General features: G+C 37.5%; 20 protein-coding genes and 1 other annotated feature. Of the genes, 2 read left to right on the top strand and 18 right to left on the bottom strand.

The window, feature by feature from the left end:
- Positions 1-20: 20 nt before the first annotated feature.
- From alaS to cymR, 6 genes are all read right to left on the bottom strand, one after another.
- Positions 21-2654 carry an alanine--tRNA ligase gene (gene alaS / locus AC3RV6_RS07175; RefSeq protein WP_489748765.1) on the bottom strand — a complete coding sequence of 878 codons (2634 nt, stop codon included), beginning with the start codon at positions 2652-2654 and terminating at the stop codon, positions 21-23.
- 39 nt (positions 2655-2693) lie between these two features.
- Positions 2694-2900 (bottom strand) — a binding site (T-box leader).
- A 37-nt stretch (positions 2901-2937) separates the two neighbouring features.
- Positions 2938-5367 (bottom strand): SF1B family DNA helicase RecD2, encoded by a 2430-nt coding sequence (recD2, locus tag AC3RV6_RS07170; RefSeq protein ID WP_489748764.1) that lies wholly within the window; start codon positions 5365-5367, stop codon positions 2938-2940.
- A gap of 13 nt (positions 5368-5380) precedes the next feature.
- Entirely contained in the window at positions 5381-6040 is a 660-nt protein-coding gene (locus AC3RV6_RS07165; protein ID WP_489748763.1) for a tetratricopeptide repeat protein, read from the bottom strand.
- A gap of 13 nt (positions 6041-6053) precedes the next feature.
- Positions 6054-7175, bottom strand: coding sequence for a tRNA 2-thiouridine(34) synthase MnmA (gene mnmA, locus AC3RV6_RS07160; protein WP_489748762.1), 1122 nt, complete (start codon positions 7173-7175; stop codon positions 6054-6056).
- Positions 7176-7196: 21 nt separating this feature from the next.
- Positions 7197-8339: a cysteine desulfurase family protein gene (locus tag AC3RV6_RS07155; protein WP_489748761.1), complete on the bottom strand. Its 1143-nt coding sequence runs from the start codon at positions 8337-8339 to the stop codon at positions 7197-7199.
- Between the two features lie 12 nt (positions 8340-8351).
- Entirely contained in the window at positions 8352-8771 is a 420-nt protein-coding gene (cymR, locus tag AC3RV6_RS07150) for a cysteine metabolism transcriptional regulator CymR (RefSeq protein WP_489748760.1), read from the bottom strand.
- A 129-nt stretch (positions 8772-8900) separates the two neighbouring features.
- Between cymR and AC3RV6_RS07145 the strand changes: the two genes are divergently transcribed.
- Positions 8901-10187 (top strand): replication-associated recombination protein A, encoded by a 1287-nt coding sequence (locus AC3RV6_RS07145; RefSeq protein ID WP_489748759.1) that lies wholly within the window; start codon positions 8901-8903, stop codon positions 10185-10187.
- A gap of 313 nt (positions 10188-10500) precedes the next feature.
- On the opposite strand, the gene AC3RV6_RS07140 is transcribed toward AC3RV6_RS07145, so the two are convergent.
- From AC3RV6_RS07140 to nadB, 12 genes are all read right to left on the bottom strand, one after another.
- Positions 10501-10698 carry a hypothetical protein gene (locus AC3RV6_RS07140; protein ID WP_489748758.1) on the bottom strand — a complete coding sequence of 66 codons (198 nt, stop codon included), beginning with the start codon at positions 10696-10698 and terminating at the stop codon, positions 10501-10503.
- A 485-nt stretch (positions 10699-11183) separates the two neighbouring features.
- On the bottom strand, positions 11184-11603 hold the full coding sequence (locus AC3RV6_RS07135; RefSeq protein ID WP_489748757.1) for a hypothetical protein: 420 nt from the start codon (positions 11601-11603) through the stop codon (positions 11184-11186).
- Between the two features lie 38 nt (positions 11604-11641).
- Positions 11642-11863, bottom strand: a complete 222-nt coding sequence (locus tag AC3RV6_RS07130) for a helix-turn-helix domain-containing protein (protein ID WP_489748756.1) — start codon at positions 11861-11863, stop codon at positions 11642-11644.
- 10 nt (positions 11864-11873) lie between these two features.
- Positions 11874-12350 (bottom strand): DUF2975 domain-containing protein, encoded by a 477-nt coding sequence (locus AC3RV6_RS07125; protein WP_489748755.1) that lies wholly within the window; start codon positions 12348-12350, stop codon positions 11874-11876.
- Positions 12351-12723: 373 nt separating this feature from the next.
- Positions 12724-13503, bottom strand: a complete 780-nt coding sequence (locus AC3RV6_RS07120; protein ID WP_489748754.1) for an ABC transporter permease — start codon at positions 13501-13503, stop codon at positions 12724-12726.
- Entirely contained in the window at positions 13500-14405 is a 906-nt protein-coding gene (locus tag AC3RV6_RS07115; RefSeq protein ID WP_489748753.1) for an ABC transporter ATP-binding protein, read from the bottom strand. The genes AC3RV6_RS07120 and AC3RV6_RS07115 overlap by 4 nt, the downstream gene beginning before the upstream one ends.
- A complete protein-coding gene (locus AC3RV6_RS07110; RefSeq protein WP_489748752.1) occupies positions 14405-14608 on the bottom strand; it encodes a PLDc N-terminal domain-containing protein in 204 nt (67 codons plus the stop codon). Before AC3RV6_RS07110 ends, AC3RV6_RS07115 begins: the two co-directional genes overlap by 1 nt.
- 306 nt (positions 14609-14914) lie before the next feature.
- A complete protein-coding gene (locus tag AC3RV6_RS07105) occupies positions 14915-15259 on the bottom strand; it encodes a YxlC family protein (RefSeq protein ID WP_489748751.1) in 345 nt (114 codons plus the stop codon).
- On the bottom strand, positions 15246-15776 hold the full coding sequence (gene sigY / locus AC3RV6_RS07100; RefSeq protein WP_489748750.1) for an RNA polymerase sigma factor SigY: 531 nt from the start codon (positions 15774-15776) through the stop codon (positions 15246-15248). The genes AC3RV6_RS07105 and sigY overlap by 14 nt, the downstream gene beginning before the upstream one ends.
- 647 nt (positions 15777-16423) lie before the next feature.
- Positions 16424-17533, bottom strand: a complete 1110-nt coding sequence (gene nadA / locus AC3RV6_RS07095) for a quinolinate synthase NadA (protein ID WP_489748749.1) — start codon at positions 17531-17533, stop codon at positions 16424-16426.
- A 12-nt stretch (positions 17534-17545) separates the two neighbouring features.
- The gene (nadC, locus tag AC3RV6_RS07090; RefSeq protein WP_489748748.1) at positions 17546-18391 is read right to left on the bottom strand and encodes a carboxylating nicotinate-nucleotide diphosphorylase; all 846 of its coding nucleotides are present in this window, start codon (positions 18389-18391) and stop codon (positions 17546-17548) included.
- Positions 18360-19946, bottom strand: a complete 1587-nt coding sequence (gene nadB / locus AC3RV6_RS07085; protein ID WP_489748747.1) for an L-aspartate oxidase — start codon at positions 19944-19946, stop codon at positions 18360-18362. The genes nadC and nadB overlap by 32 nt, the downstream gene beginning before the upstream one ends.
- A 106-nt stretch (positions 19947-20052) precedes the next feature.
- Here nadB and AC3RV6_RS07080 point away from each other — a divergent pair, with 106 nt between their 5' ends.
- Complete coding sequence (locus tag AC3RV6_RS07080) at positions 20053-21219, top strand: IscS subfamily cysteine desulfurase (protein ID WP_489748746.1); 1167 nt, start codon at positions 20053-20055, stop codon at positions 21217-21219.
- Positions 21220-21226: the final 7 nt, after the last annotated feature.

Below are 21226 nucleotides of genomic sequence, written 5' to 3'. Positions count from 1 at the left end.
TACCTGATTAACTACTTTAGTTAAACTGATTTCACATAATCATACACTGATTGAAGTGCGTCATCAAGTTTAGTTACATCTTTTGCACCAGCCATTGCCATATCCGGACGACCGCCGCCTTTTCCATCGCATTGTGACGCTACATGATTGACGAGTTTGCCAGCGTGATAGTTCCCACCTTTTAAATCATCTGTCACACCTGATACAAGTAGGACTTTATCATTTGAAGCTGCGCCAAGAACGATAACACCTTTCGATATTTTCTGCTTCATCTCATCCATCATCTGTCTTAGTGCGTTATTATCTTTCACGTCAACTTTCGCAGAAATAACTGTTACATCATTTATTTGCTGCGCTGTTTCCATAACACCTAATAACTGACTGTTAGCAAGTTGTGACGAAAATGACTCGTTTTCGCGCTCAAGTTCTTTCATCGTAGCAATTACTGATTGAACTTTTATGACAAGTTCTTTCGGCTTTGATTTTAAAAGACTTGCTGCATGTTCGAGTATTTCTTCCTCTTCTTTGAATGATTGATAAGCACGCTTACCAACGAGCGCTTCGATGCGTCTTGTGCCCGCGCCAATTCCACTTTCAGAGACAAGCTTAAAGAGTCCGATTGCAGATGTTGACGCTACGTGACAACCCCCACATAGCTCTAGTGAATAATCTCCAATTGTAACAACACGTACAATATCCCCATATTTTTCGCCAAACAAAGCCATCGCACCAGACTTTTTAGCTTCAGCAATTGGTTTTTCTGCAATCACAACAGAAATATCTGCCCAAATTTGTTCGTTTACTTGCTTTTCAATTCGCTCAAGCTCTTCGCTCGTAACATGGCCAAAATGAGAGAAGTCAAAGCGTAAACGATCGGGTCCTACATACGAACCTGCTTGAGCAACATGATCACCTAAAACATCTTTCAGCGCTCTATGAAGTAGATGTGTTGCCGTATGATTCTTTATCGTTTCCTTACGTATCGCAGCATCTACTACTGCATGAACGGTTGCGCCTTTGTGAAGTTCTCCAGTGCGAATCGTAGCTGTGTGCAAATTCTGGCCATTAGGTGCTTTTTGAATATCTTTTACGTCAGCAAAGAAGGTTTCATTTGAAATCGTTCCTTTATCCGCAATTTGACCACCACTTTCCGCGTAAAACGGTGTGCGGTCTAAAAGAAATTGGATTTCATCACCTTCAGATGCTGTGTTAATTAATTCACCCTGTTGGAAAATAGCCAGAACAGTTGCTGAAGTTTGTAATTCCGTGTAGCCAATAAATTCACTCTTATCAACAATACTACCAAGCACGCCAGATTGCACATGCATAGAATCCGTATCTTGTCTTGCTGCACGCGCACGTTCACGTTGACGATTCATTTCTTCATTAAAACCGTCTCGATCTACTTCGACGCCCGCTTCTTCTGCAAATTCTTCTGTTAATTCATAAGGAAATCCATAAGTGTCATATAATTGGAAGGCAACCGCACCGTTTACAATTGGCGTTTCAGATGCTTTAACCTTTTCAATAACACCCGATAATATTGCCATACCATCATTAAGCGTCTCGTGGAAACGTTCTTCTTCATTCTTAATGACTTTCATAATGAACTCTTTTTTCTCATTTACTTCTGGATAAAAGTCTTGCATGATTGCACCTGTTACTGGTACTAAGTCATACATGAACGGTTTATTAATACCAAGTTTCATCGCAAAGCGAACAGCTCTTCTCAACAACCTGCGCAGTACATAACCTCGTCCTTCATTTGAAGGAAGAGCCCCGTCGCCAATTGCAAAAGCAACTGTTCTAATATGATCGGCAATTACTTTAAACGCCATATCATCGTCAGTTACAATACCGTATTTCTTACCTGACAACTTTTCTACCGTTTGAATAATAGGCATAAATAAGTCTGTATCATAATTGGTCGGCACATCTTGAATAACGGATACAAGTCTTTCAAGACCCATTCCTGTATCAATATTTTTATTCGGAAGTGGTGTGTACGTATTGTCCGGATTATGGTTAAACTCAGAAAAAACGAGGTTCCATATTTCAAGATAACGCTCATTTTCTCCACCAGGGTATAACTCTGGATCAGAAAAGTCATCACCATATTTAGAACCACGATCATAAAATATTTCAGAGTTTGGACCACTTGGACCTTCTCCTATATCCCAGAAGTTACCTTCTAGACGAATAATACGATCTTCTGGCATACCTATCTTATCTTTCCAAATATTATAAGCCTCTTCATCTTCTGGATGAACAGTTACTGATAATAATGCCTCATCAAAACCAAGCCATTTTTCATCTGTTAAGAATTCCCAAGCACGAACTATTGCCTCTTCTTTGAAATAGTCTCCTATAGAAAAGTTACCAAGCATTTCAAAAAAAGTATGATGTCGTGCAGTTTTACCAACATTTTCAATATCATTTGTTCGGATAGACTTCTGTGCATTTACAATACAAGGATTGTTAGGTACTATTCTACCATCAAAGTATTTTTTTAATGTAGCAACACCACTGTTAATCCAAAGAAGTGATGGATCGTCTATTGGAACTAAAGGTGCAGACGGCTCGATACTATGACCATTTTGTTTAAAATAATCAAGAAATAATTTACGAATTTGTGATGATGATAATTTTTCCATAAGTTTTTCCCCCTAAATTCAAAACACCCCCGTCCCTAAACAAGGGACGAAGATGTTAGTCTCGCGGTACCACCCTAATTACCGTATGTAAAATTTCGGTATCTCTGGTTGCCTTAACGCGGCTAACGGCAGTGATTTGCTGCACTCGGGAGTAGCTTTCGGCATTTAGACTCTGAAGCCTTTTCAACTTAGGGGCTTCTTTCTGTAAAAGTAAAACATGCGTACTTTCTCCGTCAATGTGTTCTATATATTGGAATAAGTATAGAAAAGTTCTGTGCATCTGTCAATTAACATCTTCTATTAAAGTATATGGTGTAATACCTTGCATACCAATCATTGGATCAATTGTAATGAATGTCTCTGTTGTTAATTCATAATTAATTGATGCGATTTCATCATTAGATTGCATTTGTTCCGCAACATCTTTATTGATAGGGACAACAACACTTTCTGACGGCATTTCTGTTTCCCCGTTTAAACGTTCTTTCAACGTCGTTTGCCTTTCTAGCTCATCTGTCCGCGCAATTCCCGCTTTAAACTCTTCCGGTTCCCCACATAAAATAAGAAACTTCTGTGCACGTGTAATTCCAGTATAAAGCAGATTACGCTTCAACATTTTTCGATGACTTCTAACTATAGGCATGATAACGATGGGAAACTCACTGCCTTGCGCTTTGTGAATTGAACAGCAATAAGCAAGTGTCAGTTGATTTAAATCACTTCGTTCATAATTCACTTCGATGCCGTCATAAGACACAACAAGCAGCTCTTTTTTATCGACGGTTTCTTTCGCCTTCATGATTGCAATCACTTCACCCATATCACCATTAAATACATTACTCTCTGGTTGATTGACGAGTTGAAGAACTTTATCGCCAATTCGGTAGATTATATCACCGAAAACAACTTCTTTACGTTTAGGTCCTGGAGGATTCACCATATGCTGAAGCATTTTATTCAAGCCATCAATTCCCGCTGGACCCCTGTACATGGGTGCCAATACTTGAATGTCCTTAATACTATGACCTTTTGTTATGGCGTTTTTCACAATTTGTTCGACTGCTTCAAGTATTTTATCGGCGCTTGCGCGAATAAAGGAACGATCAGAAGTTTTCCCAGTTATATCGTTCGTTAATTCTGAACGTTTAATCATATGAGCCATTTCAATAATCGTAGAACCGGCGCTCTGCCTGTATATTTCAGTCAACTCAATTATCGGTATTTTTTTAGAATCCAACATATCTTTTAACACTTGACCAGGTCCTACTGATGGCAATTGGTCTTGATCCCCAACGAATAGAATCTGAATGTCATCGGGTAGCGCCTTCATTAGTTGATGTGCGAGCCACGTATCCACCATTGACATTTCATCGATAATAACGAGACGTCCTTTAATTTCACGTTCCGTTTCCTCATCCTTCTCCTGCCCAGTAAAGCCAAGAAGGCGGTGAATCGTCATCGCAGGCAGTCCTGTAGACTCAGACATCCGTTTTGCGGCACGCCCAGTCGGAGCTGCAAGAATGATTGGAAACGGATCTTTTTTCTTGGCATATTCTGCCGGGTCCAGTGATAGGCCATGTAATTCTGCGAATACCTCGACAAATCCACGAATAACAGTTGTTTTCCCTGTTCCAGGACCACCAGTTAAAATCATTGCTGGAGAATGAAGTGCTGTTTCAATCGCTTCTACCTGTGTTTCAGCATAATTAACATGAAAACGCTCTTCCACTTCACCAATTGCTTTACGGATTTCAGAAACAGGGAATTGCTCTGTCGTATTATTTTCTAATATCTGATTAATCTTTGCTGCAAACCCGATTTCTGAAAAATAAAGAGACGGCAAATATAACCGTTTCTTTTCAGCCGATAGCTTGCCCTCTTCGATTAACTCAATAATTGACTGTGAAATCGTTGTGAATGGTATTTCGATGGATTGGCTCATCTCTAAAAGGTGTTTAATTTCAGGAAGTGCAATTCTTCCTTCTATATAAACATGACCAACGGATTGAACTGCTTCATTTATCGTATGAATAACAGCTGCCTTAACACGCGATGAATGGTCTCCTGTTATGCCAAGATTTCTACCTAATTCATCCGCACGTTGAAAGCCAACACCTTCAATTTCCTCAATTAAACGATATGGGTTTTCCGTTAACAGCTCAATCGCTTCTTCACGGTATGCTTGATAAATACGTGCTGAGATTTTCGGACCGAATCCCCATTCATTTAACCTAATAATTGTGCGCTCCAGCCCCATATTTTGCGCGAGAACTGAGACAATTGTTTCTTTCCGCTCCACAGAGAGTTTTGGTACGCTATCCAAAATAGTTGGGTCATCCAATATTTTTTTAATCGCGTCTTTGCCTAGCTTTTTAACAATCGTTTCAGCCGTTTTCATACCAATCCCAGGAAATAGATCCCCCGACAGATAATGAATTAAGCCTGTTTCTGTCGCCGGCATCTCTTTTGAGAACAAATGTACATCAAATTGGGCACCATAAGTTGGATGATTGACAAGTTTTCCAGTAAATTTATAATCATCGTCTTGTGAAAGCTGAGGAAAGCTTCCTTTTACAATAATTTCTTTTTCTTCATAGTCACAATTCGTTTCTGTTATTTTCAATCTTGCAATCGTAAAAAGATTATCTGGATTGTGGAAGATCGTAACGAGTGGTCTGCCGATTAAGAATGGCTCTTCTGTTTGTCCTTCCATTGCCAACACCTCCTTAACTTTCGCTTAATTGAATCATATCGTAAATATATTTTGCCTGTTCATAATTAGGATCTAAAGTAAATGCTTGTTTTAGATGATATAACGCATCTTCTTTTTGTTCTGTTGAAACAGCGTATAAAAACCCAAGATTAAAGTGTGCATCTGTATTTTCCGCATCATGTTCAAGAATATATTGGAATTCACTTCCTGCTTCTTCAAATAATTCCAAATTCGCAAGAACAATACCGTACGATAGGCGTATTTCAAGATCTTCAGGTGCCAATTCAGCAGCACGTTGTAAATACGGTAAAGCTAATTTCGCTTTATCAGTACGCTCCAAACTTTTCCCTAACATGAAATAAGCATCAGCTTCTTCGACACCGCGACGTATTGCTTTTTCATATAAATTTGTCGCTTCTTCATAGCGTTCACTATTATAATAAAGATTTGCCAGACCATAAAAAGCCGTTCCCGCTTGTTCATCGAGTGTAATTGCTTTTTGAAAAAAAGGTTCCGCCTTTTCAGGATCACCTAAAGAAGCGAAAACATTTCCCAGATTAATATAGCCTAGCGCATTTTCAGGCTCGTCCTCAACTGACTTCATAAATGCTTCTACCGCTATTTCATAATTCCCATCTTGAAGCGCCGTAATTCCTCGCTCATTTGTATCCATATTTAACATCTCCTTATCCAACATAATCAAGTTTAGCCCCATTTTTTATGACCGTATCTATCGTTCCGCCGCCTAAACATTCATCTTCATCATAAAAAACAACAGCTTGTCCAGGGGTAATTGCGCGCACCGGATTTTCAAATTCCACAAAAGCCGTACCATCTTCTCTTAATTCAACCGTGACCTTCGTATCTGGTTGACGATAACGAAATTTAGCTGTGCAATTAAACTTCGTCAGCATTTCTCTAGCCGTTGTAAAACTAATATCAGTAGCTGTTAAACTATCCGAATAAAGTGTATCGTGATGGAAACCTTGTTCAACAAGCAGGACGTTCGTTTTCAATTCTTTTCCAACGACAAACCAAGGTTCACCTTCTCCGCCGATACCAAGGCCATGTCGTTGCCCTATCGTATAATACATAAGACCGTCGTGATTCCCCATTTTAACACCTGTCATTGTTTTCATAACACCTGGTTGCGCAGGTAAATATTCACCGAGGAAATCTTTAAAGTTTCGTTCTCCAATAAAACAAATCCCTGTTGAATCCTTTTTCTTAGCTGTTGAAAGACCCGCCTCAAGTGCTTTTTCTCTAACAACAGATTTATCAAGATGACCAATTGGGAACATAACTTTATCCAACATTTCCTGTGTTAATTGATTAAGAAAATAAGTTTGATCTTTATTATTATCTTTACCTCTAAGCATGGATACGCCGCCGTCAACTTCTACAACTTGCGCATAATGTCCTGTTGCCAAATAATCAGCACCTAGACTCATAGCATGTTCCATAAATGCTTTAAATTTAATTTCTTTATTACACATAACATCCGGATTAGGTGTACGTCCTGCCTTATATTCTTCTAGAAAATAAGTAAAGACTTTATCCCAATACTGCTTTTCAAAATTAACCGCGTAGTAAGGAATTCCAATGTCATTACAAACACTAATCACATCTTCATAGTCTTCCGTAGCCGTACAAACGCCAAACTCATCTGTGTCGTCCCAGTTTTTCATAAAAATTCCGATTACATCGTAACCTTGCTCTTTTAGAAGCAGCGCAGCAACAGATGAATCAACGCCACCGGACATACCGACGACAACTCTTGTTTCAGCTGGTGATTTAGTTGTTCTCATCTATTTTCAATCCTTTATTTATTATTTCACAAGTCTATTGATAATTTCAGCAGTTTTTAACGCGGCTTGTGTAATTTGTTCATCGTCCAGACCTAAGCCGAAACTGAAGCGAACAGAATTACGAAGTTGCGCTGACCCTAGTCCGTACATCGCTGTGAGGACGTGGGACGGCTCTATGGTTCCAGCTGAACAAGCAGAGCCACTCGATACAGAAATTCCTGCAATGTCTAGATTAACAAGCAGTGACTCTATATCAGTTCCGGGAAAACTTATATTCATAATATGGGGTAACTTTTCCACATCAGCCGCATTTATTTCATAACGAATACGAGACGCTTCAAAAACATCTATTATTAAAGAAGCAAAACGATCATATTTTGCTTTATTTTCTACAAGTGATTGTTGAGCAAGATTTACTGCTGTAGAAAATGCAGCGATTGCCGGAACATTTTCAGTCCCGGCACGACGTTTTCGTTCCTGCTCTCCACCGTAAATGAATGAATTAGTGTCAAGTCCTGTTCGCTCATAGAGAAAGCCGACACCTTTTGGCCCATTTAATTTATGTGAGGATACTGAAAGTAAATCGATTCCAAGTTCATCGACATCTATCGGAATGACACCATAGGCTTGTACCGCATCTGTATGAAAAACGGCTTGATGGTTCTTCAGTACTTCACCTATTTCACGAATTGGTTGCATCGTTCCGACTTCATTATTACCTAACATAATTGATACAAGAATCGTATGCTCGGTTAATGCTTCCCTCACTTGCTTAGCGGTAATTAGTCCATTGCAATCAACTTCCAGATAAGTTACATCGTATCCTTCTAACTCCAGTTGTTTACATGGATTTAACACTGCTGGATGTTCAATATTTGTCGTTATGATATGATTCCCTTTTTCTTTTAACGAAGACACTGTACCGAAAACAGCCATATTATCCGCTTCAGTTCCCCCGCCCGTGAAAATAATTTCAGCAGGCTTCGCATTAATTGACAATGCCATTGTTTTACGCGCATTGTCCAACCATTTTCTTGCTTCACGACCGTGGACATGAATGCTTGATGGATTACCAAATAATGTACCTAAAAGTTCTGTATATTTCGCTATAACAGTTGGATGCATTGGTGTAGTAGCCGCATGATCTAAATAATATAATTTCATTTTAAAACTCCTTTAAATATAAAACATATAACTATCTTGTGGCGAGTCTTTTCCTGCACTGACAAGATCCGATATCGTCGTTGTGTCCAGAACTACTCTTACTGCTTCAGCAATACGCTTCCATAATTCATGTTGCGGAATATCTGTATCCTCAAGTCCTTCAATAGGTTGTATTGGCCCTTCAAGAATACGAATGACATCACCTGAAGTAATTTCTGTCGGTGGTTTTGCCAACATATATCCGCCATAAGCGCCGCGAACGCTTTTTACAATGCCATTATTACGAAGTGGCGGAATTAACTGCTCTAAATAGGCTTCAGATAATGATTGCTCCTCAGCTATTTGGCGAAGCGGAATTGGCCCTTCTCCGTATTTTGCACCTAGCACTACAACGATGATTAATCCGTACCTACCTCTTGTAGAAATCTTCATTTTAATACCCCGTCCTTTTCATTATTTCTTTAAAATAGTATACCATAACTCTCTCAAACGCCTCTTGAAAATGATTTTCTATGGAACGATGTGTATAATGAAGGAACGGATGTACGAGGAGTGATAGCATTGCAAAATGAACCATTAGCATATCGCATGCGACCAACAAAAATTGAAGAAGTTGCAGGTCAAGTTGAAATTATAGGGCAACAAACCGCTCTTTATCGATTAATAAAAAATGGCCATGTCCCTTCGATGTTGTTATACGGAGAACCCGGTATCGGAAAAACATCTCTAGCCTTTGCAATAGCTGGCACAAGTAAACTGCCATTTATCGCATTGAATGCTACGGTTTCAGGTAAAAAAGACGTTGAGCAAGTAGTTGCTGAAGCACGAATTACAGGAAAAGTATTATTGTTTTTGGACGAAATTCATCGTTTCAATAAATTACAACAAGATACACTACTACCCCATGTTGAAAGTGGCGCTATTGTTTTAATTGGTGCTACGACAGAAAATCCATTTCATGACGTAAATCCCGCCATTCGTTCAAGATGCGGTGAAATTAAACAATTGACCAGATTAGAACCTAAAGGTCTATTAGGCGTTTTACATAGAGCATTGGAAGATGAAGTACGTGGACTTGGTAAGATGAAAATCCAAATTACGGACGAGCAACTTCAAACACTAGCTGAAGGCGTAAATGGCGATGCACGCAAAGCATTAAATGTGCTCGAATCTGTCGTCATTGCAAGTGATGAGGTTGAAGGTGTAACAGTTGTTGAAGACTGGTTACTCGAAAACTTACTCGGACGAATTGGATTATTTGGTGATAATAAAGGCTCTCACTTTTATAATTTACTCTCTGCATTGCAAAAATCTGTGCGTGGAAGTGACGTAAATGCAGCAATCTATTATTTAGCTCATCTATTAGAAACAGGGGATTTGATAGCTGTTAATAGAAGATTGCTTGTCATGGCTTACGAAGATGTAGGACTCGCTTCACCTGAAGTAGGCCCACATGTATTAGCAGCTACAGAAGCTGCTATACGCCTAGGAATGCCAGAAGCCAGAATTCCACTTGCAAATGCGGTAATTGAAATGTGTCTCGCTTCAAAATCAAACTCAGCTTATAAAGCTTTTGATGCAGCAGTACAAGCAATCAATGATGGTAAAACCGGTGATATTCCAATGCATTTACGGGATACCCATTATGCCGGATCCGCTAAACTGGGACATGTCGGATATGATTATCCACATAACTCCCCACTCGGCTCATTCGGCGGCTGGGTAAACCAACAATATTTGCCTGACAAAGTAGAAGGTACAGAATTTTATAAACCCGTCCTTGCAGGAGAAGAAACTAAAATGGCTGCTATTTATGAAAGATTAAAATCATTTCGCAAGAAAAAATAAAACGCATTATACGGAGTTTACTCTAACCCGTTTAGTTCATGGTACAAAAACTAAATTAAAACACAAAAAAGAGTTCAATTCGCATATGAATTGAATTCTTTTTATTTGCCTATACAACAACTTTCAAAATACAAAAACTACTGTTTTAGACGTGATATAAACGGACACACAATAACTATTTTAGATTTGTTAATAAATGTGTTAAAAATGCTGTTAATTAGTATGTAAAAGTACAATGATATATTTTGCAACCTCGATAAATAAAAAGACCAATCAGGTCCTTTTTACTAGTCCGTTATTACACCCGATTCCTTTATTGCTCGATTAACGTAGCAATATCTTTTTCTATTTCAAAAATTAAAAAGTCCTCATCTTCCTCAACTAATTCTTTTTCATATCTAAATTCTTTGTCAATTATCATTTCAAAGTAGTTCGTTTCATTGTTCAATTCAAAAACTGGACATTGATCAAATCTAACATCACCAATAAAAATTGCTCTTATTTTTTTCATTGTCTTCTCCTTTCAATGCAATATTGCTTACATAGACATTTGAATTAATTGGAACTTACGTCAAAAATGGATACGACGTCTTGTTCAAGAATGGCATCCAAGTAAGTATATTTAGCACATTGATTTCCGTTTCAGACGGACGCGTTCCGGAGGGCGGTGGACCAACCCGTTCTCATCGCTACCGTTAATTGTTTCACCTGTCCCGCTGATGAGGGCACTGAAAAAGTCAGGTTATCCTTCAATCCCGTTGATTTCCGTTCCGAGCGGACGCTTTCCGCGGACACGTCTTCAATCTCCTCGTCGCGAAAAAAAAGAGTGCTCTCAAACGCTACGCTTTTTGGTCGCAAAAGCCGTTCTCCGTGACGGCTCTTCCTGCGGGGCTTTCAGATCGTGTTGTTTCCGCTGGAGTCGCCGCTCTGCACTCCAATCAACTAAGTGACTATAAATATTTTTGTTACACAATCGCACCCCCGATTGAGGAATTGTTAATTTATTCTTTTTAAACCAGCTTCATTTATCGAATCACCAATGATTTCAAAAGAGTATTCCTTGTTTGTTGCTAATTCAAGTGTTATTTCTTTCAATGGTATCTTTTTTTCCATTTCATTTATCAATGTAAATTTAAATGTTTTTTTGCCATCTAAGTTAAAGTCTTCTTGATCAATATATTCTTTACTAAGTGTGTCCCCTTTTCGAATTTCAGAGCCATCAGCATAACTTATACCGCCTGTGATTTCACCATCAGTACTGAATTCTATCGAATAAAAATCAAAATTAGCGTTGCTTTTTATGTGAATAACCATACTATTCTCATTTGGTTTTATTAAAGCACCAGTATTATTTGTACAAGCAGATAAAAACAAAACTATCGAAAATGAAATTGATAAAAGTAACGGTTTCTTCATAAATTCTCAACCCCTTTTTAAATTAATTATTTGATTATTTATTCTTGCATATCTTTATCACTTTGATATTCAAGAATATCCCCTGGCTGACAATCCAAAGCATTACAAATAGCATCTAAAGTTGATAATCGAATCGCTTTTGCTTTTCCATTTTTCAAAATAGAAATGTTAGCCATAGTGATTCCAACTCTTTCGGATAGTTCTGTTACACTCATTTTTCTTTTTGCTAACATCACATCAATATTGATAATAATCGCCACTGTTTTCACCTCAGACTGTTAAATCATTTTCTGACTTTATATCTAAAGCACTTTTAAACAATTTCTGAAGAACCATAGCGAAGACTGCAATAATAATGGAACTAAAAATAATTGTAAATGCAATAATTGCTATTCCAGGGTGTAAAGCGTTTTGTGTCAATAAAAATATAGCGCCTATTACATATAAGATACTAATTGTTATCGCACAGTATTTTATTTTTCTTAGTGCATTTACGGACATATCCGAGAAGGCATTTTTTCTATCAATGTAATTTAAAAGTTTTAAAGCCTGATACAGGGCAATGAAAAATGGGATTGCTGTTATATATAGCCCGATTAAAATGGGATATTGCAAATAAGCAAATTCAGGATACATTTTTGCGGTATAATTTGCTAACCAAGGCAGCAAAAATACACACAAAACAAGTATCGTAATTCCAATAAGAAAAACAGCTACCTTTAAAAATAGAGTTGTTCCTTGTTTCATAAAAAGCACCTCACTTATTTTTCCTTATTATAATTCTAACACAGTATTTATTGAATTACAATAAATTTTTATTACATTGCAATGTTTTAATGTTGTTTTACTAATATCCTTTCTTATTTGACAAAAATAAAAAGCATCCCTGATAGGACAGAGATACTTCATAAGATATTTAGCCGTGGCTACGGAATAAGGTTTAATTAATTTTTACTTGCAATCTTCAACATAATGGGCCGATTACTGAAAAGGGGCAGATTCTTTATCCTAGAATTGCACCCGTTACTAGAACAACGTTATTGAAGTAAAGCCCCTAAAGTTTAAGTGAAGTGTTTCATAAACTTTATAAAAAAAGAATACACACGGTAGGATACCTTTTTTATTCCAATAGCTCTTTTTGCTTAAAGATTTGTATGGATAAGATGAGAACGACGATGATAATAGCAATAGTTGTAGTAAAAGCTAGCAAGAAACTAGAATCTAGTTCTCCTGACAACAAGACCTGTCCCGTGTGCTCAGTCATTGTAGCCGGACTCCATTTCATATACTTTCCTAGAATGGATGTAACCGTCGAAATGGCAAAGACCACAAAAATTGTAACAAAAGCGACACTGCCATTTCCTTTCATTATCGTACTAAAAAAGAGCGTCAATGTAACAACAAAAACTAACCATATGCTGTAGATCACTACACTTTGAAGGATGCGCTCAAAAGCGACTGTTTCAATGAGTAAACTCGTATAATACCAAGAAGCTACATATCCGATAAACAATGAAATGAGTGTAATTGTAAGTAACCCAGCCCATTTCGATAATATATACGAGGAATAAGGAACTGGTTTAATCATGACCATACCTGCTACTCCACTCTGTCTTTCCGCGGAAACGACACCCATTGCACTCAAAACAAGAATAAGTACACCCAGCACCCCATATTGAGATAGAACACTCATTAATACTTCTTCCCCAGTTGGAGTAGGCATTTCAAGGATTGTACCTTCTGGAAGACCGCCAAAAGTGTCCAAAATTTCCGGCATATAATAAGAACTAACCGGTTGCATGACACCTAGCAAAATAAAAACAATGGGAATCCATAAAAGTTTAAAATTTCGCACCATTTCCGTCATTTCTTTTCGATACAGAACAGTCCATTGCGTCATGTCTTCACCACCTTCATAAATAAATCTTCTAATGTCGTTTGAGAAATCTCGAACTTACGAATCGGAATTTTTCTATCTACAATATCTTTTAATAATGCTTGCTTCCCATTTACCATATCTTTTAATACGATGTTGGCTCTATTTCCTTGAATGTTTACCTCAGATACAAAGCTATAACTCGCTATGCTATTTAGCCATTCCGAAGCCTGTGATTCGAATTCAATTTTTAAAATAGGTTGTCGATACTTTTCCATTACACTTCCCAAGCTACCTGATATCGCAATTTCTCCGTCATGCATGATAAGAATGTCGTCACTTATTTCTTCTGCATCATGAAGGACATGAGTTGAGAAGAGAATTGTTGTTTCGTCTTTAATCTCTCTCATCATTTCCAACACTTCCCGTCTCCCAAGTGGATCGAGTGCTGAAACAGGCTCATCTAAAAGTAGTAATTTCGGACGATGAATGAGTGCCTGTGCCAATCCGAGGCGCTGCTTCATTCCACCAGAATAACCCCCTATTTTTCTTTTCTTCGCATTTGTTAAGCCCACTCGTTCAAGTAATTCTTCACTTCTTTTTTCTGCTTCTTTACGATTCAGCTTTGCTAATTGTCCTGCAAAAACAAGAAACTCCATTCCGCTCATCCAATTATAGAAAGCAGGATATTGAGGTAAATACCCAATAAACTGCCTTAAATCCTTTGCTTTTTTTCCTTTAAAATCAATACTACCTGAAGTCGGTTCCAACAAACCGCATAGCATTTTTAATGTCGTTGTTTTTCCTGCACCATTTGGTCCAAGTAATGAAACGCACCTGCCTTCTTCAATATGAAAATTGATTCCTTTAACAGCATTCGTATTTCCAAATCTTTTTACTAAATCGCTTGCCTTTAATAACGCCATTAATCATTTCTCCTTCCAACAACGAAATAAAGCACTGGTCCTATTAAGTTGATAAAGAGAATAATAAGGATCCACAACCATTTTGGTCCGTTCGTTTTTTCTCCTCTAATACAAGAAACTAATGCGGTAATCTTAAGAATGAATTCTAAGACAAGAATTGGTGCAATCGCTCCCCATGGGATTCCATTTAACAGTTCATTCATTTTTCTCCTCCTAATTGTTTATTTACCATTAATACGATTACGTTGGTCTAATCGTTCACTCACGAAAAAATAAATAAAAAAAATCTCAGGAATTTGATCCCGAGACCTTTCTTTTAAATATTTTTCTTGCAAAAATAAGATAAATAATAAGATACGTTGGAAATTGAATAAGGCCTAAAAAGCCCCATAGCCAAGCATTGTGTCCCCTCTTCTGTGCATCCCAAAACATCCATGAGCTCTGGCAAATCAGAATGAATGCAATTACAATCAATAACAAAAGCGGTGTGCTACTTAATTTGTTTGAGTTCATTCATTACTGACCTTCTTTCTAGTTTTGTTAAGAGCTAAGGGCAATAAGATAATCCCCACAAGCTGAAAATAAAGAAAAAGAATTGGCTGACGATAAACGATAGCAATCACAACAGAAAGCACAAATACTGCAACAAAGATAAACGTGAGAAGGTCTTTCCATTGTTTTTTACGTATTCTTTTTTTCTCTAATTCAACATTCTGTTGAAACCATTGTAAGTTTGGAGTAGATACTGGATTCCATTGATCAAGTTTTTCTAAACCATCTATTAATTCTTTAACCGTTAATTCATCTTCATCATCCAACGTAGAATTACTATTTTTAGAATCATACTCCTTCAAGTTCAGCCAACTCCTTTCGTACCCTTTTTAGACCATTTGAAACTCGAGATTTTACTGTTCCTTCTGCAATACCCATCATTTTTCCAATTTCCTTATATGAATATCCGTAATAATGCTTTAACACGATTGGCATACGTATTTCTTCATTAATTTGAGCAAGTACATCAAGTACATCAGTCCATTCTTCGTTCATATTGGCTGCATTCCATTTCATTTTCCGGAGCGCTTGTTCCTGCTCTAGCCAGTTTTTCTCCCGCTTCTTTCTACGCTGTTGATCGATAAAAAGGTTCGTTGCGATTGTGATGAGCCATGAGGAAAACTTGGATTCACCATTATACAATTGGATTTTTTCAATACACTTCATCATCGTCTCTTGTGTTAAATCTTCTGCGATTTGTGGATGAAGGGTAACTTTCATTAAATACTTTACAAGGAACGAATAATTCTGTTCTAGCAGTTTCGAAAGCGCCAATGTATCTCCTTTTTTCGCCTTTCGAATTAAATCCTTTTCATCCATGAGATCTACTCCATACTATAATGTTCTATATGTAATACGACTAACTTGGGTAAATCGTTCATTTTCAAAATAAAGAATCACAACAAAAACGTTTAGCCATCTATTAGTATTTATTAAGGATGTCTTCTTTAGCTAGCCTTCCCCGGTTAGTTTGAGTGAAAATCTTCACAATATCTTCTTTCTTACCAATTTTTCTTTAAAGTAATGTTACACAAAATGGCCCGTTTATTTAATGAACTTGTAATTAGTACACTCTATTGCTTGAATCGGAAGATGGCCGACTCCGGAGGGTCAGCGTGTGTTTTGAAACCCCGCAGGATGCATGTGGTTTTGCGACCGAGAAGGCTCAAATGCACGCCCAAAAGAGGAATGATTTTATTCTTCTCTCACAGAAAGCGTGTCGTTTGGAGGATAAAGCAATGATTTTCAAAAGTCGCTGGCCCCTTTGTTGAATAGTGAATATATACTTATTCTATTATTATACGAGTATTACAACGAAAATCCTTTTATAAAGCGAAAAAGCATCGCTAATTGCGATGCTGATTGTTGTTTTAATTCGATGTTACTTTGCTTATTATTTTAACTTTTGTACCACTCAACTGAACAGGTTGGAGTTCACTCCGTATACTTCTTTTTCAACTAACTATTTAAGCTCTTGCCAACATTCTATCTAATGCATAAATGGCATCTTTACTCGTTTCTTTATCAACAATAATTTGATTCACTGGCTCGCCTTTTACAATGCTCTCTAAACTCCAAAGTAAATGCGGCAAATCAATTCTGTTCATTGTCAAACACGGACACATACTTGGATTTAAAGAGATAATATGTTTATCTGGATGTTGTTGTATAAGACGATTTACTAGGTTCATTTCTGTACCTACCGCCCACTGACTTCCAGCTTCAGCATCATTAATTCTATCAATAATGTTTTTAGTAGAGCCGCTATCATCTGCAAGTTCGACTACTTCACGCGGACATTCTGGATGAACAATAATACGCATTTCTGGATATTCGGCTCTTACATCAACTGTGTTTTGAACTGTGAATTTTTCATGTACAGAACAATGCCCTTTCCACAATATTACTTTAATGTCTTCAACTTCTCCATCATACTCCAATACATCATTAATTGGATCCCAAACAGCCATCTTATCAAGCGGTATGCCAACATCGAAAGCTGTATTTCTGCCCAGGTGTTGGTCTGGTAAAAATAGAACCCGTTCTTTTTGTGTGAATGCCCACTTTACCATTGTGTGAGCGTTTGAAGACGTTACTGTGGCGCCTCCATTTTTCCCGACAAATGCTTTAATAGCAGCCGTTGAGTTCACATATGTTAATGGGACAATTGTTTCACCAAATAAACGCTCAAGTTCCGCCCATGCTCGATCAGTTTGGAATATATCCGCCATATCTGCCATCGAACAACCCGCGCGCATATCCGGCAAATAGACTTTTTGATCATCCGTCGTTAAAATATCCGCAGTTTCTGCCATAAAATGAACACCACAAAAAACAATATGTTCTGCTTCATTATTATCTGCACATATTTGCGCTAATTGCAGTGAATCTCCAGCAGCATCAGCAAATTGTATGACATCGTCACGCTGATAATGATGACCTGGAATGAATAGTTTTTTACCTAACTGTTGTTTTATTTCATTTATTCTTAATACCATTTGCTCGTCTGTTAAGTTCTTATAAACTTCAGGTAGTGTACCACTTTTTTGTTCTTTGAAATATTGTAATACTGACATAATCGTTTCCCCCTATAATTTTTTTTTGACGGAGACATTTGCACTTATATCAAAAGCTTGCACAGAGTGTGTTAAGGATCCTAATGAAATAAAATCAACACCTGATTCTGCATATTCAAGAATACTTTCTTTAGTAATCATGCCTGATGCTTCAGTAATTATTGAATCTGGAACAATACCTATCCATTCCTTAATCTCTGATGGTAAACAATTATCGAACATTATAATGTCTGCTTGTGCAGCAATCGCTTCTTTTAATTGTTCCAAGGTTTCGATTTCCACTTCGATTTTCACTGTATGCCCTAGATTTTCTTTTACTGTACGAACAGCATTCGTAATTGAACCAGCAAAAGCCAAATGATTGTCTTTCAACATAACAGCATCAAACAACCCATTACGATGATTAAATCCACCGCCCATTCGAACCGAATACTTGTCTAACATGCGCAGTCCTGGCATCGTTTTCCTTGTGTCACACACTTTTGTATCTGTTCCTTCTATACGATTCACAAATTCACGAGTCGCTGTTGCAATACCACTCATTCGTTGAATTAAATTTAAAAGAACCCTTTCACTTTTCAACAAACTTTGAATTGAACCATTTGCTGTGGCAATAATCGTACCGCTTTCAATTTGCGCACCATCATTCACATGACAAGTAACCGTCGTATTATGATCTACGACATTTAAACTAGTTTGAATTATATGTTTTCCACAAAACACTCCAGCTCCCTTTGCAATAAGATTCAGTTCACCTTTCGCATCTTCAGGAAATAAAAATGTAGTGGATAGATCTCCGTCACCAATATCTTCAATATAAAACTGCTCAAGCATGGATTTCAACTTGATTATGTTCATTATTTCTGCTCCTTATCTCTGTTGCATTTTGTGATTGAACGATATGTAAGTTTTCCCATTCGGTGTTTTCGTTTTGAAAGTCTTCTCGACAATGTGCCCCCCTGCTTTCTTCTCTTAATAAGGCAGCACTTGTCACAAGTTTTGCAGTTTGCAGCATAAACAACCGCTGAGCTTCATCCTCAGTATAGTTATCAAGCGTGATGTCTACTCTAAATGATTTAATTGATTGATTTAACCAACTATCTAAACAAATGAGCCCAATTTTCGACCTAATAATTCCAGCATATGCCATCATTTTCTCTTGAATTTCTTGTTTTTCAGGCATCGCTTTAATAGATACATAATCCATTTCTGCTACAATTGGAAATGAATTTATGGGTGCTTTTGGAAGTCGATTTATATATTGAGCAACTTTTCCACCGTAATGAAGTGCTTCTAATAACGAATTGCTTGCAAGCCGATTTGCACCATGTACACCTGTTGAAGCGGTTTCTCCAATCGCAAACAATCCTTTAACAGTTGTTTGACCGACTGTATCCACTACCACACCACCCATTAGAAAATGACAACCAGGTGCTACAGGAATACTTTTATCATTCAATGAAATCCCTTTTGCTACACATAATGCTGTGATTGTCGGAAACTTCTTTTCGAATTCATGAATCATTGATATATCAAGAAAAATATCATGACCTAATAATCTTTGCTTATAGATCTCCATGGACACAATATGGCGCGGCCCGAGATCTTTCATCGGGTGAATCCCCTCCATAATTGGTATCCCGCTTTCATTTACAAGACGAGCTCCTTCGCCCCTGACCGCTTCAGAAACTAAGCCATATGTTCTATTATTTGCGAATAACAGTGTTGGATGAAATTGAATAAATTCCATATCAATCACTTTCGCTCCGGCACGATAAGCTAGTGCAATGCCGTCACCCGCGACCGACAAATCATTTGATGTAAATGCAAACAACCCGCCAATTCCACCGACAGCCAACACGACTTGATTACTTAAATAAGTATGATTAATCCCTGCCGCATCTTTAGATTTAATTCCAATACACACTTTCGTAATCGGATGAATAATTAATTCATAAACAAAATGATTTTCTATAATTTCAATATTGGATTGTAATTTTGTTAGTAAGTGATTGACAATATGTGTTCCTGTCGCATCGCCACCACAATGAAGAATTCTTTTTTGGCTATGTGCACCTTCCATACCAAGCGACAATTCGCCATCAGCATCTCTATCAAAAGACAATCCTTCACTTGTCAATTCTTTAATAAGCAATGGACCATTTTCGACTAATTCTCTTACTGCATACTCATTTTGAAATGAACAACCAGCTTGTAGCGTATCTTCATAATGAAAAAATGGATCATCACTTTTAGCAACAGCTGCCGCGATTCCACCTTGTGCACGGTAAGAATTGCTCGATTTTACCGTAGACTTTGTAATCATCAACACGCTCGATTCTTTATCAAGGTGCTTAGCGAATTGTATGGCTGCGATTCCACTTCCAATAATAATACAAGTATAATTTTTCACAGAGAATCTCCTTATCACTCGAAGTGTCTTGACACCTATCTTTACATATTTCTCTTTATATGACAAGATGAAACTATTAATTAATCATTTTCAGGAGGGAAACACTGTGTATTATTTTGACTATGCCGCTTCAACTCCACTTCATCCAGATGCGGCAGCTGTTTATACTAAACTTGCAAGCGCGTGTTACGGGAACACAAGTAGCCTTCATGAAGTAGGTGCTGAGGCACAAAATATATTAGCTTATTCTCGTGCTGAACTAGCAAAGGTTCTCGGCGTACAGTCTGCTGGGATTTATTTTACTGGCGGAGGTACTGAAAGTAATTTACTTTCAATTATTTCACTAGCCAAGGCGAATAGAAATAATGGCAATCATATTATCTCAACACTAGGTGAACATCCTTCAATAGATTCAGCACTTGAATATCTTCGTGATGACGGTTTTATCATTACGAAAATACCATTTACAACAGACGGATTTATTGATTTGGATGAACTAGAAAATGCCATTACAAAAGATACAATACTCGTAAGTGTCCAGCATATTAATTCGGAAATAGGAACAATCCAACCCATCGAAGATATTTCTGTTATGCTAAAAAAACGCGATATTTTACTCCATAGCGACTGCATCCAATCTTTTGGCAAGGTAGATTTAATTCCCATTGCAAAGGTAGTTGATTGTTTAACAATTTCTGCTCATAAAGTTTACGGGCCGAAAGGTGTTGGAGTCACATATATACATCCGCGCCATCGACTTGTCCCCGTATTCCCAGGACTTGTTCATGAATCTGGTTTTAGAGGTGGAACTATAAATGTACCAGGCATTGCTGCATTCGTTACAGCTGTGCAGCAAATACCAGATTATAAAGATAGTGCTAATACTTTTAATATATATCGAGAAAGTTTATTACTTAAACTTGCACGATATCCTGAATCTTTCATAATTCATGAGTCTTTTGAAAAACATAAGCAACTCTCCCAAATTATTGGACTTCGCGTCAATAATATTGAAGGGCAATTAATGATGTTAGAATTAAACCGTAAAGGATTTGCCATTTCGACAGGGAGTGCCTGTCAAGTAGGGCAACAAACGACTTCAAAAGCAATGCTAGCCTTACAAATCGATATACAAAAATCTAGAGAATTTATTCGGATTTCTTTCGGTGAAGAGACTACTTTGGAAAGTGTCAATGCTTTAGCAGACCAATTAATTCTTATTAGTAAGCAAATTCATGGGGAGAAACTCACTGCAAACCATCGAGTTATTTAAAGACAGG

The organism is Sporosarcina sp. So3-204, assembly GCF_058068165.1.
This window is presented reverse-complemented; position numbering and strand designations above follow the sequence as displayed.